The organism is Streptomyces sp. NPDC029159 (genome assembly GCF_055564055.1).
The window spans coordinates 49,078-61,791 of sequence record NZ_JBVHWT010000001.1; the positions used below are offsets into that span (position 1 = coordinate 49,078).

The following is a 12,714-nucleotide window of genomic DNA, read 5'->3' on the forward strand; positions in this document are numbered from 1 at the left end:
GCCGGTCGAAGGCCGGGCCGCCCGCCGCGACCGGGCTCTTCCTCACCCGTCTCCGCCCGGCGCCAGGCACCACCCTCTCGCCCTGCGTCAGACGCGCCCCCCCGGAGCCCCGCGCCTGAAGGCCCCCGCCCCCGGTACGCAAAACGGCACCGCCCCGAACCGTCCAAACGGTTCGGGGCGGTGCCACAGCCACTAAGCCAGGCGCAAGCCGTTACGCATCCTTGCTCAGGTTGGGCCCGGACCCACCGGCAGCCGACTCGATCGGCGGCGCGTCCGGCAGGGCCGACTTCTCCTCGCCGCGGAAGGTGAAGGCGGCGGAGTCGCCCTCGCCCTCGACGTCGACGACCACGATGTGACCGGGGCGCAGCTCGGTGAAGAGGATCTTCTCCGAGAGGGCGTCCTCGATCTCGCGCTGGATCGTGCGACGCAGCGGACGGGCGCCGAGCACCGGGTCGTACCCGCGCTTGGCGAGCAGCGACTTGGCCTCGGAGCTCAGCTCGATGCCCATGTCGCGGTCCTTCAGCCGCTCGTCCACCTTGGCGATCATGAGGTCGACGATCTGGATGATGTCTTCCTCGGTGAGCTGGTGGAAGACGACGGTGTCGTCGACACGGTTGAGGAACTCGGGGCGGAAGTGCTGCTTCAGCTCCTCGTTGACCTTGTTCTTCATCCGCTCGTAGCCGGTCTTGACGTCGCCCTGGGCGGCGAAGCCCAGGTTGAAGCCCTTGGAGATGTCCCGGGTGCCGAGGTTCGTCGTCATGATGATGACGGTGTTCTTGAAGTCCACGACCCGGCCCTGGGAGTCGGTCAGGCGACCGTCCTCCAGGATCTGCAGCAGCGAGTTGAAGATGTCCGGGTGGGCCTTCTCGACCTCGTCGAAGAGCACGACGGAGAACGGCTTGCGGCGCACCTTCTCGGTGAGCTGACCGCCCTCTTCGTAGCCGACGTAGCCGGGAGGCGAACCGAACAGCCGCGAGACGGTGTGCTTCTCGCTGAACTCCGACATGTCGAGGGAGATCAGCGCGTCCTCGTCGCCGAAGAGGAACTCGGCGAGCGTCTTGGACAGCTCCGTCTTACCGACACCGGACGGGCCGGCGAAGATGAACGATCCACCGGGACGCTTCGGGTCCTTCAGACCGGCACGGGTACGGCGGATGGCCTGCGAGAGCGCCTTGATGGCGTCCTTCTGGCCGATGACGCGCTTGTGCAGCTCGTCTTCCATCCGCAGCAGCCGGGAGGACTCCTCCTCGGTGAGCTTGAAGACCGGGATGCCGGTGGCCGTCGCCAGGACCTCGGCGATCAGCTCCTCGTCCACCTCGGCGACGACGTCCATGTCGCCGGCCTTCCACTCCTTCTCCCGCTTCGCCTTCGCGGCCAGGAGCTGCTTCTCCTTGTCGCGGAGACCGGCGGCCATCTCGAAGTCCTGCGAGTCGATCGCGGACTCCTTCTCGCGGCGCACGTCGGCGATCTTCTCGTCGAACTCGCGGAGGTCCGGCGGCGCGGTCATCCGGCGGATGCGCATCCGGGAGCCGGCCTCGTCGATGAGGTCGATGGCCTTGTCCGGCAGGAAGCGGTCCGAGATGTAACGGTCGGCGAGGGTCGCGGCGGCGACCAGCGCGGAGTCCGTGATGGACACCCGGTGGTGCGCCTCGTAGCGGTCCCGCAGGCCCTTGAGGATCTCGATGGTGTGCGGCAGCGACGGCTCCGCGACCTGGATGGGCTGGAAGCGGCGCTCCAGCGCGGCGTCCTTCTCCAGGTGCTTGCGGTACTCGTCGAGCGTGGTGGCGCCGATGGTCTGCAGCTCACCACGGGCCAGCATCGGCTTGAGGATGGAGGCGGCGTCGATCGCGCCCTCGGCGGCGCCCGCACCGACCAGCGTGTGCAGCTCGTCGATGAACAGGATGATGTCGCCGCGGGTGCGGATCTCCTTGAGGACCTTCTTCAGGCGCTCCTCGAAGTCACCGCGGTAGCGGGAGCCGGCGACCAGCGCGCCGAGGTCGAGGGTGTAGAGGTGCTTGTCCTTGAGGGTCTCGGGCACCTCGCCCTTGACGATGGCCTGCGCCAGGCCCTCGACGACGGCGGTCTTGCCGACGCCGGGCTCGCCGATGAGGACCGGGTTGTTCTTGGTGCGGCGGGACAGCACCTGCATGACCCGCTCGATTTCCTTCTCACGCCCGATGACCGGGTCGAGCTTGGTCTCCCGGGCCGCCTGCGTGAGGTTGCGGCCGAACTGGTCCAGGACGAGGGAGGTCGAGGGCGTGCCCTCGGCGGGGCCGCCCGCGGTGGCGGCTTCCTTGCCCTGGTATCCGGAGAGCAGCTGGATGACCTGCTGCCGCACCCGGTTGAGATCGGCGCCCAGCTTCACGAGGACCTGGGCGGCGACGCCCTCACCCTCGCGGATCAGGCCGAGCAGGATGTGCTCGGTGCCGATGTAGTTGTGGCCGAGCTGAAGGGCCTCGCGGAGCGACAGCTCCAGGACCTTCTTGGCACGGGGAGTGAAGGGGATGTGGCCGGACGGAGCCTGCTGGCCCTGCCCGATGATCTCCTCCACCTGCTGGCGGACCGCCTCGAGCGAAATCCCGAGGCTCTCCAGGGCCTTAGCGGCGACACCCTCACCCTCATGGATCAGGCCCAGGAGAATGTGCTCGGTGCCGATGTAGTTGTGGTTGAGCATCCGGGCTTCTTCCTGAGCCAGGACGACAACCCGCCGCGCGCGGTCGGTGAACCTCTCGAACATCGTAAATCGCTCCTCAGAGCGGTCGGGCAGTGAAGGGGGCGGTCCCCTCCCTGTCCTTCCGCATGCTAGTCCCGCAGGGCGGGACAGCTCATTCCAACTGCCGACACCCGTACGCGGCTCACCCCACTCTCGTAGGGACGTCACCTGCCCCGAACAGCCGACAACTGCTCCAACCCGATGGTGCGAGACGATGTTCCCGCAGGCCAGGCATATACGCCCACCACCACTACGCCCGTGGCGAACGCGGCCCGTTCCGGCGCGGCGTCCCGGAAACCGGCCGAGATGCCGATATCCGGGCGTCGAACGCCGTCACACCGTCTTTTCCCATGATGAATGTCTTACCCGCCGCCACTGACACTCCATGCGGCACGGGCCCCCTCCATCCGCTACGGGCGAACACCGCCGGACCGATCCGGACCGGTGCCCGCCGAGCGGACGGACACGGAGCGTTCCGCCGACCCGACCCAACGTAACCTTCGGGGTGTCCGGCAGTTGCACCGGGCATGGTCAGCGCGCTTCCGCGTCCCCGTGTGCCCCTCGCCGCCGTCCGCCGCTGGTACGAGCGGGAACTCGGCTGGCCGACGGCCCGCGGGGAGCCGGTGGAGCTGCTGACGGGGGTGGCGTTCGACGTTCTGGAGATGCCTGCGGAGGCAGGCTGGGCGGTGCTGCGGCGGTTGCCGGGCACCGGGCCGGCCGCGCTCCTGGGCGGTCATCTCTGTGCGCCGTACGGTCCCGGGGCGGCGGGCTGCCGCGCCGGGAGTGTTCCGTCCGGGGCCGACGGGATTTCCCGCGCCGATCGGCCGAAAATACTCATGCTCATGGCGGCGGGCTGCGCCGAGGAACTGCCCGGAATCCTGGAATGGCTGGAGTGGGACACTCTCGTGCCCGATCTCACGGCACGGGGCGCCGGAGAGCGGATGCCCGCTCCGTCATTCCCCACTTCCGGACCGTCATCATGCGCAATCGGCTCGCGGGAGGCCGCGGTATGGGTGCGGCCTCCCGAACCGGGATACGAGGCCGAGAATTCCCTGCCCGTCACGGGGATCGGGGCAGGTTTCGGGGAGCGCGGTAGCGTCCCCGACCTCGTACGGCTCGTGAGCGCGGCGGCGACGGAATGCCACCGGGCCCGGTTGCTGCGTGCTCGTAATGACCAAACGGAGCGCGCCGGAGGCGATCAGCCGTTGGCCTTCTCGTATGCCTCGCGAATGTCGGCGGGGACACGGCCACGGTCATTGACGTTGTAGCCGTTCTCCTTGGCCCAAGCGCGCACCTTCGCGGTGTCCTGGCTGCCACCCGAAGCCGCGCGCGCCTTGCCGCGACCGGAAGCGGAACGGCCCCCGGTACGGCGGCCGGCCTTCACGAAGTCGGCAAGGGACTCACGCAGCTTGTCCGCGTTGGCAGTGGTGAGATCGATCTCGTAGGACTTGCCGTCGAGAGAGAACGTCACGGTCTCGTCGGCCTCGCCACCGTCGAGGTCGTCGACAAGAAGAACCTGAACCTTCTGTGCCACCGGGTTTCCCTTTCATCGAATGCGGATTACGACGGAAAGCAAACCGCTTTTCCCGGAAAAACACAAACCCCCGGGTAGGGTTCACTTGCCCGCGCACCGGGGAACGCGTCGTGTCCTGGCCATGGGATAGGGGCGCGATTCGGACATAGAACGCCGGTCAGAGGTGCAGAAGCATGCGACTGTTGCCCAGGGTGTTGGGCTTCACTCGTTCGAGACCGAGGAACTCCGCCACTCCCTCGTCATAGGAACGCAGCAGCTCGCTGTAGACATCACCGTCCACCGGGGTCTCACCGATCTCGACGAAGCCGTGCTTGGCGAAGAAGTCGACTTCGAAGGTGAGACAGAAAATGCGCCGCACACCGAGCCAGCTCGCGGTCCGCAGCAGCTTGTCCAGGACCTGATGGCCGACGCCGGAGCCCTTGAGCTGCGGGTCCACGGCGAGGGTGCGGACCTCGGCGAGGTCCTCCCACATCACGTGGAGCGCGCCGCAGCCGACGACCTCGCCGTCCTCGTCCCGCTCGGCGACCCAGAACTCCTGGATGTCCTCGTAAAGCGTGACGGTGGCTTTGTCGAGCAGGATGCCGTCACGGGAGTACGAGTCGATGAGGTGGCGCACGGCGGGTACATCGGCGGTCCTGGCGCGGCGGATCGTCAGCCCTTTTGAATGCGGAGGCATGCGGCGACGCTATCGCTCCGTGGTGCTCGCGTCCGCTCCGGGTTCTTCGCCTTCCGCCGGGACCGTGCGGCGGGGCTCTTCCGTCACTTCTTCCGCGGCCGTACCGCGCGTCCGGGCGGTGTTCCGCCGAGGGGTCCGCCGCGGGGCGTCTTCCGCTTCCGTGGCCGGTTCGGAGGCGGATGTCTGTTCGGGGGCGGCGGGGACTTCCGCGGTGTCGGGGAGTTCCGCGGGCGGGGCCTTGGCGTCGATCTGAACCATACGGACGGCATCGCGCAGCGCGTTGCGTTGTTCGGGCGACATCATGCCGAAGAACGCGACAAGAGCGGCCGCGGGGTTGTCGCTCGCGGACCAGGCTTCGTTCATCAGTGCGGCCGAGTATGCGGCACGTGTGGAGACCGCCTCATATCGATAGGCGCGGCCTTCCGCTTCGCGCCGGACCCAGCCCTTCTGGTGAAGGTTGTCCAATACCGTCATGACGGTCGTGTACGCGATCGACCGTTCCTTCTGCAGGTCTTCCAGAACTTCTCGGACGGTGACCGGGCGGTTCCACTCCCAGACCCGTGTCATGACGGCGTCTTCCAGCTCACCCAATGGTCTCGGCACACTTGAAGAATAGTGGGAGATGTCGCGATTGCCGGTTCATCGGGTGCGTTTGCACGGGAAAAACGAGGTACGGCCCGGGAAGGAATCCCGGGCCGTACGAAGTGCGGATGGCGGTGTCGCCGGATTGTGCGGAAGGTCAGGCGCCGCGGGTGGTGGGCTCCTGGCCGGAAGTGGCCGATTCGGCGAACGCGGCATCCACCGCGGCATCTTCCTTGGCCTTGTTCGCACCACCCTGACTCTTGACCATGACCACAATCAGCGCGGTGAACGCCACGGCCATTAGTGCGGGCGGGAAGAGCGCGGCGACGTAATCCATGGCGGGGGCCTCCTCGGGGCGTGAGGATTCCAGGGTACGCAGCACTCAGACCGTACGGGCCGCGGGGGGCGGCGCGGGGCGACGGCGCGGGAAGACCTCGCCCGGGGTGGGCACCGGGCGGTCGGGCCGCGGCTCCTTGGGGGCGGGCCGCGGGGCGGGCCTGGACGCGGGGTCGGGCGCGGGGCGGCGGGGTGCGGGACGGGGTTCGTCGGCGCTGCGGGCGCCCGGCAGGGTGATCCGGGGGCCGTCCGCCGGGTGGGCCGGGGCGGCCCGTCCGGCGCGTGCCTCGCAGCGGTGCAGCAGTCCGGTGCGGCGGGCGCCCTCGGCGGTTCCGGCGGCCCCGGGGGTGAGGGCGCGCAGGGTGGCGAGGTCGTCGGCTCCGGGGGCGCAGCCGGCGGCGAGCGTCTCGTCGAGGCGGGCGAGGTAGCCGGGGGCCGCGCCGGGGAGGGCGGCGCGGTAGCGGGCGAGGTCGGCGAGGAGGAAGGCGCGCAGCCGGTCGCCTTCGCGCTCCGCCTCGTCGACGGCCTCGGCCAGCCGGAGGTACTCCTGCGGCTCCACGGGGTGTTCGGGTCCGGCGGGGCCGGGCGGGGCGGCGGACGTCGACCGGCGGGCGTGGGCGAGGGCGCGGCGGAGCACGCGCAGTTCGTCGGCGCTGAACACCATGCCGCCGCGGGTTCCGTATGGCATAGGCATGCAGCGGACTTTACGTGCAACTAGGACAAAAAACGCTTAATGGGATTTTGATGGCGTGGGGTGGGGTCTCCGGGGAGCGCCGGAAGCCGCACGGCCCCGGGGTGGGCGTCTGGGGGCGCCTCCCGGGGCCGTGCGGGCCGTTCGAGCGGGGTGCGGGCGCGGGGGCCGGGCCCGCGCCGGCCGGGTCAGGAGCGGGCGACGTTGCGCTCGTGGACGAGGCGGAGGCCGATGAGGGTGAGCCACGGTTCGTGTTCGTCGATCTCGGTGGCCTCGCCCAGGACCATCGGGGCGAGGCCGCCGGTGGCGATGACGGTCACGTCGTCCGGGTCGTCGGCGAGCTCGCGGGCCATCCGGCGGACGACGCCGTCGACCTGGCCGGCGAAGCCGTAGAGGATGCCGGACTGCATCGCCTCGACGGTGTTCTTGCCGATGACGCTGCGCGGCCGGGCCAGTTCGATCTTGCGGAGCTGGGCGCCCCGGACGCCGAGAGCGTCGACGGAGATCTCGATGCCGGGCGCGATGACGCCGCCGACGTACTCGCCGCGGGCGCTGACCGCGTCGAAGGTGGTGGCGGTGCCGAAGTCGACGACGACGGCGGGACCGCCGTACAGCTCGACGGCGGCCAGCGAGTTGATGATCCGGTCGGCACCGACCTCCTTGGGGTTGTCCATGAGGATCGGCACGCCCGTCTTGACGCCGGGCTCCACCAGAACGGCCGGTACGTCGCCGTAGTAGCGGCGGGTGACCTCGCGCAGTTCGTGCAGGACGGAGGGGACGGTGGAGCAGATGGAGATGCCGTCGATGCCGTCGCCGAGGTCGTCGCCCAGGAGCGGGTGCGTGCCCATCAGGCCGTGCAGCAGGACGGCGAGTTCGTCGGCGGTGCGGCGGGCGTCGGTGGAGATCCGCCAGTGCTCGACGATGTCCTCGCCGTCGAAGAGCCCGAGGACGGTGTGGGTGTTGCCCACGTCAATGGTCAGCAGCATGGCGGTCAGCGGTCCTCGTGCTCGTCGTCGGCCGGGGCGGTGGCGGGGGCCTCTTCGCGCAGGTCGAGGCCGATGTCGAGGACCGGCGCCGAGTGGGTGAGGGCGCCGACGGCGAGGAAGTCGACACCGGTGCGGCCGTAGCGGGCGGCGTTGTCGAGGGTGAGGCGCCCGGAGGACTCCAGGATCGCGCGGCCCGCCACCAGGGCGACGGCCTCCTCGGTCTGCTCCGGGGTGAAGTTGTCCAGGAGGATCAGGTCGGCGCCCTCGGCGAGGATCGGCGGGATCTGGTCGAGGCGGTCGACCTCGACCTCGATCGGCACGCCGGGGAACTCGTCGCGTACGGCGGTGAACGCCGCGGCGACGCCGCCCGCCGCGATGACGTGGTTGTCCTTGATCAGCGCGGCGTCCGACAGCGACATGCGGTGGTTGACGCCGCCGCCGCAGCGCACCGCGAACTTCTCCAGGGCGCGCAGCCCCGGGGTGGTCTTACGGGTGTCGCGGACCTTGGCGCCGGTGCCCTCCAGGGCGTCGGCCCAGGCGCGGGTGGCGGTGGCGATGCCGGAGAGGCGGCCGAGGAGGTTGAGGGCGCTGCGCTCGGCGGTGAGCAGGTCGCGGGTGCGGGTGGTGACGCTGAGGAGGACCGTGCCGGCCGCGACGCGGTCACCGTCCTCGACGTGCCGCTCGACCTCGAACTCCTCGGTGCACACCAGGGAGAGCACCGCCTCGGCGACCCGGAGCCCGGCGACCGTACCGGCCTGGCGGGCGGTGAAGTCGCCGGTGGAGACGGACTTCTCGGGGACGGTCGCGACGGTGGTGACGTCCACGCCCTCGTCGAGGTCCTCCTCCAGGGCGAGGTGGGCGATGCCCTCCACCTGGACGGGGTCGAGCCCGGAGGCCACCAGGAGGGCGGCGAGGTCCGGGTCGAGGCCGCAGGTCAGCGGGTCGAGGTCGTAGCCCTCGTCGGGCCCGCCGCAGCCGCAGGCGTCGCCGCAGCCGCCACCGGCGGGCGTCTCGGCCGACGGGCGGCCGATGCCGATCTGGAGGAGGGGGAGGTCGTCGGGGGTGCTGCTCACGGGTGGGCTCCGAATCGGGGAGTGGCGGGTGGTGAGGCGGTCGGTGGGGGGCGCGTCAGGCGGGCGGTGCGCCGGGGGCGCGGGCGGGGTCCGGTGCGCCGGGGGCGGGCGCGCTCGTGCCCGGGGCGGTCGGGGCCGTCGGCGGGAAGGCGGCGGTCTCCGTGGTGTGGACGGACAGGGTGCGGCCGGTGCCGAGGGTGATGCGGAAGTGGCGGCTCCAGGCGGCGTCGTCGCGTCCGGGGTGGTCCTCGCGCCAGTGGCAGCCGCGGGTCTCCGCCCGGCGCTGCGCCGCGGCGACGAGGACCCGGGCGACGCACAGCAGGTTGGTGGCCTCCCACGCCTCGACGCCGGGCTCGGGCGCCTTGAGGTCGGGGGCGGCGTCCGCGGTGGCGGTGGCCGCGTCCCGGTGGAGCCGGTCGAGTGCGGCGGCGGCCCGCGCGAGGCTGCCGGCGCTGCGCAGCACCCCGGCGCCCTCCGTCATGGTGCGCTGCACCTGGGCGCGCGCCTCGGGGGCGAGCAGCGGGAGGGCGGTGGCCCCTGGGGAGACGTCGGCCGCGGGGGTGCCGCCCTGGGAGGCCGGGCCCGGCTCGCCCCGGGCGATGTGCGCCGCGATGCGTTCCGCGAAGACCAGGCCCTCCAGGAGGGAGTTGGAGGCGAGGCGGTTCGCCCCGTGGACGCCGGTGCAGGCGACCTCACCGCAGGCGTAGAGCCCGGGGACGGTCGTGCGGCCCCACAGGTCGGTGCGGACGCCCCCGGAGGCGTAGTGGGCGGCGGGGGCCACCGGGATCGGCTCGGTGACGGGGTCGATGCCGTGGCTGCGGCAGGCCGCGAGGATGGTGGGGAAGCGGGTCTCCCACATGGCGGCGCCGAAGTGGCGGGCGTCGAGGAACATGTGGTCGCTGCCGGTCTCGTGGGCGCGGCGCATGATCGCCTTGGCGACGATGTCGCGCGGGGCGAGTTCGGCGAGTTCGTGCTGTCCGACCATGAAACGGTGGCCGTCCGCGTCGACCAGGTGGGCGCCCTCGCCGCGGACCGCCTCGGAGATGAGCGGCTGCTGCCCTTCCGCTTCCGCGCCCAGGTAGAGGACCGTCGGGTGGAACTGCACGAACTCCAGGTCGGAGACCTCCGCCCCGGCCCGCAGGGCGAGGGCGACGCCGTCGCCGGTGGAGACGGCCGGGTTGGTGGTGGCGGAGAAGACCTGGCCCATGCCGCCGGTGGCGAGGACCACGGCGGGGGCGTGCACGGCGCCCACGCCGTCGTGGCGGCCCTCGCCCATCACGTGCAGGGTGACGCCCGCGGTACGGCCCTGAGCGTCGGTCAGCAGGTCGAGGACGAGGGCGTTCTCGATGGTGCGCAGCCCGGCCTCGCGGACCGCGGCGACCAGCGCGCGGGAGATCTCCGCGCCGGTCGCGTCGCCCCCGGCGTGCGCGATGCGGCGCCGGTGGTGGCCGCCCTCCCGGGTGAGCGCGATGTCCTCGCCCCCGGGGGTGGTGTCGAAGCGGGCGCCCGCTTCGATGAGGCGGCCCACGGCGGCGGGCCCTTCGGTGACGAGGGTGCGGACGGCCTCCTCGTCGCAGAGTCCGGCACCGGCGACGAGGGTGTCCGCCAGGTGCTGTTCGGGGGTGTCGCCCTCCCCCAGGGCCGCGGCGATGCCGCCCTGCGCCCACCGGGTGGAGCCGTCGTCCAGGCGCGCCTTGGTGACGACGACGGTGCGGCGTCCGGCGGCGGCGCAGCGCAGCGCGGCGGTCAGGCCCGCGACGCCGGAGCCCACGACGACGACATCGGCGTCGATGGCCCAGCCCGGGGCGGGCGCGGTCAGCCGTATGCCGGTGGGGCCGGGGACGGTGCCTGTTCCGGTGACGGTCATCAGGACGCTCCGAGGGGGCCTTGGGGTTCGTCGGACGGGGCCCCGCCGGGGGCCTGCGGTGAGGTTACGGCCGCCCCGCCCCGGGGGCGCACGGCCCCCTCGTCCGCGCCCGGGGTGTGCGCATCCTCCTTCAGGGCGGTACGGGGCCCGAAGTGGAGGCGGATGTTGTCGATGAGGCGGGTGGTGCCGATGCGGGCGGCGAGCGCCAGGACCGCTTCGCCCTCGTAGCCGTCGGGGACCTCGGTGAAGTCCGACGGGTCGACGAGCGCGAGGTAGTCCAGTTCCAGCGGCGGTTCGAGGTGGGCGGCGTCGGTGAGGACGGCGTGGGCGGCGGCGCGCGCCACGGCGGGCCCCGGGCGCCCCGCGGCGGCCCGGGCGACGGCCTGGGCGTCCGCGGCGGCCCGCTCTTCGCCGAGGGCGGCGAGCGCCTCGGAGCGGCGCTGGGAGCGGGGCCCGTCGGCCCCGGCGCGGGCGCGCAGCGCCTCCTCGGCGGTGAGCCGGTCCCGGGCGGCGAACAGCGCCGTGGACAGCGCCAGGGCGGTGCGGCGTTCGTCGGCGGAGAGGTAGCGGTTGCGGCTGGAGCGGGCCAGTCCGTCGTCCTCCCGGACGGTGGGGACGCCCACGATCTCCACCGGGAAGTTCAGGTCGGCGGCCATCCTGGTGATGACGGCGAGCTGCTGGGCGTCCTTCTCGCCGAACAGTGCGACGTCCGGGCCGGTCAGGTGCAGCAGCTTGGCGACGACGGTGAGGACGCCGTCGAAGTGCCCGGGGCGGCTGGCGCCCTCCAGGAGCGTGCCCATCGGCCCGGCGGCGATTCTGACCTGCGGTTCGCCGCCCGGGTAGACCTCGTCGACGGACGGTGCGAAGACGACGTCGGCGCCCGCCTCGGCGGCGATGCGGACATCGGCGTCCAGGGTGCGCGGATAGCGGTCGAGGTCCTCGCCCGCGCCGAACTGCAGCGGGTTGACGAAGACCGTGACGACCACTTGGCCGCGCGGCCCCACGCGTTCCCGGGCGGCGCGCACCAGGGTGGCGTGCCCTTCATGGAGGGCGCCCATGGTCATGACGACGGCGCGCGGACCGTCGCCGCGCGCCGTGGCACGCAGTGCGGCGGCGGTGTGGAGGAGTTGGGGGGCACCGCGCTGAGCAGGGGCGGGAGCCGGGTGCGGGCCCGGCGTGGCGGCGGTCATCGGGCGTCGTCCCCCTCGGGCCCTTCATCGCTCCGGGAGCCCTTGCCGCCCCGGGGCGCGGTGTCGGCGAGGACGCCGAGCAGGTCCTCGGCCAGCTCCGGTTCGAGCAGGCCGTGCGCCAGCGCGCGGTCGGCGGTCGTACGGGCCATCGCCAGGTAGCCGGCGACGGCCTGTGGTGCGTGGCTGCGCAGTTCGGCGATGTGCGCGGCCACGGTGCCGGCGTCGCCGCGCGCCACCGGGCCGGTCAGGGCCGCGTCACCGGAGCGGAGGGCGTTGTCGAGGGCCGCGCCGAGCAGCGGGCCGAGCATCCGGTCCGGCGCGGTGACCCCGGCGGTGCGGAGCAGCTCCATCGCCTGCGCGACCAGCGTGACCAGGTGGTTCGCGCCGATCGCCAGCGCCGCGTGGTAGAGCGGACGGGCTTCCTCCGCGATCCACTCGGGCTCCCCGCCCATCTCGATGACCAGGGCTTCGGCGGCCATCCGCAGCTCCTCGGGCGAGGTGACCCCGAAGGAGCAACCGGCCAGCCGCTGCACGTCGACGGGCGTACCCGTGAACGTCATCGCCGGGTGCAGCGCGAGCGGCAGCGCGCCCGCCCTGGTGGCCGGGTCCAGCACGGCCGTCCCGTAGCGGCCCGAGGTGTGCACGAGCAGCTGCCCCGGGCGTACCGCGCCGGTCTCGGCGAGGCCCGTGACGAGACCGGCCAGCGCGTCGTCGGGGACGGTCAGCAGGACGAGGTCGGCGCGGGCCAGCACCTCGGCGGGTGGCACCAGCGGCACCTCGGGCAACAGCGCCGCCGCGCGCCGTACGGAGGCGTCGGAGACCCCCGAGACGGCGACCGGGCGGTGCCCGGCGAGTTGGAGCGAAGCGGCGAGAGCGGGGCCGACGCGACCGGCTCCGACAACGCCGACGGTCAGTCGGGCCGGGCGGTCCTGGGCCTCGATGGGCGGGATTGCGTTCACGTGGCGATGGCCTTCCGTTCCAGTCCTCAGGGGGTACCGGACGATTCATCGCCATGCTACGCGAGTGCCACCGCCCGCCCCCGGGCCCGGCGACGGGCACCGTCCGG

The 12,714-nt window shown here is 72.3% G+C and carries 12 protein-coding genes; 1 reads left to right on the forward strand and 11 read right to left on the reverse strand.

The genetic code is table 11. The features are described 5' to 3' along the window. Positions 1-211 precede the first annotated feature (211 nt). On the reverse strand, positions 212-2,737 hold the full coding sequence (locus ACZ4U4_RS00240; RefSeq protein WP_467867758.1) for an ATP-dependent Clp protease ATP-binding subunit: 2,526 nt from the start codon (positions 2,735-2,737) through the stop codon (positions 212-214). Between the two features lie 503 nt (positions 2,738-3,240). Between ACZ4U4_RS00240 and ACZ4U4_RS00245 the strand changes: the two genes are divergently transcribed. Beyond that, positions 3,241-3,981 (forward strand): SCO3374 family protein, encoded by a 741-nt coding sequence (locus ACZ4U4_RS00245; RefSeq protein ID WP_467867760.1) that lies wholly within the window; start codon positions 3,241-3,243, stop codon positions 3,979-3,981. On the opposite strand, the gene ACZ4U4_RS00250 is transcribed toward ACZ4U4_RS00245, so the two are convergent. The 10 genes from ACZ4U4_RS00250 to ACZ4U4_RS00295 form a co-directional block, all read right to left on the reverse strand. Continuing rightward, positions 3,912-4,247, reverse strand: coding sequence for a histone-like nucleoid-structuring protein Lsr2 (locus ACZ4U4_RS00250; RefSeq protein WP_030289381.1), 336 nt, complete (start codon positions 4,245-4,247; stop codon positions 3,912-3,914). The genes ACZ4U4_RS00245 and ACZ4U4_RS00250 overlap by 70 nt on opposite strands. Before the next feature lie 157 nt (positions 4,248-4,404). Then, positions 4,405-4,923: an amino-acid N-acetyltransferase gene (locus ACZ4U4_RS00255; RefSeq protein WP_051740001.1), complete on the reverse strand. Its 519-nt coding sequence runs from the start codon at positions 4,921-4,923 to the stop codon at positions 4,405-4,407. A gap of 9 nt (positions 4,924-4,932) precedes the next feature. Continuing rightward, a complete protein-coding gene (locus tag ACZ4U4_RS00260; protein WP_467868909.1) occupies positions 4,933-5,490 on the reverse strand; it encodes a BlaI/MecI/CopY family transcriptional regulator in 558 nt (185 codons plus the stop codon). Positions 5,491-5,662: 172 nt separating this feature from the next. Beyond that, a complete protein-coding gene (locus tag ACZ4U4_RS00265) occupies positions 5,663-5,842 on the reverse strand; it encodes a hypothetical protein (RefSeq protein ID WP_467867763.1) in 180 nt (59 codons plus the stop codon). Between the two features lie 45 nt (positions 5,843-5,887). Then, positions 5,888-6,535 carry a hypothetical protein gene (locus ACZ4U4_RS00270; protein ID WP_467867765.1) on the reverse strand — a complete coding sequence of 216 codons (648 nt, stop codon included), beginning with the start codon at positions 6,533-6,535 and terminating at the stop codon, positions 5,888-5,890. 185 nt (positions 6,536-6,720) lie between these two features. Further along, positions 6,721-7,518, reverse strand: coding sequence for a type III pantothenate kinase (locus tag ACZ4U4_RS00275; protein WP_467867766.1), 798 nt, complete (start codon positions 7,516-7,518; stop codon positions 6,721-6,723). 5 nt (positions 7,519-7,523) lie between these two features. Continuing rightward, the gene (nadC, locus tag ACZ4U4_RS00280; RefSeq protein WP_467867768.1) at positions 7,524-8,591 is read right to left on the reverse strand and encodes a carboxylating nicotinate-nucleotide diphosphorylase; all 1,068 of its coding nucleotides are present in this window, start codon (positions 8,589-8,591) and stop codon (positions 7,524-7,526) included. A 55-nt stretch (positions 8,592-8,646) separates the two neighbouring features. Further along, the gene (locus ACZ4U4_RS00285; RefSeq protein ID WP_467867771.1) at positions 8,647-10,458 is read right to left on the reverse strand and encodes an L-aspartate oxidase; all 1,812 of its coding nucleotides are present in this window, start codon (positions 10,456-10,458) and stop codon (positions 8,647-8,649) included. Next, a complete protein-coding gene (gene panC / locus ACZ4U4_RS00290) occupies positions 10,458-11,648 on the reverse strand; it encodes a pantoate--beta-alanine ligase (RefSeq protein WP_467867773.1) in 1,191 nt (396 codons plus the stop codon). Before panC ends, ACZ4U4_RS00285 begins: the two co-directional genes overlap by 1 nt. Beyond that, positions 11,645-12,607 carry a Rossmann-like and DUF2520 domain-containing protein gene (locus tag ACZ4U4_RS00295; RefSeq protein WP_467867775.1) on the reverse strand — a complete coding sequence of 321 codons (963 nt, stop codon included), beginning with the start codon at positions 12,605-12,607 and terminating at the stop codon, positions 11,645-11,647. The genes panC and ACZ4U4_RS00295 overlap by 4 nt, the downstream gene beginning before the upstream one ends. Positions 12,608-12,714: the final 107 nt, after the last annotated feature.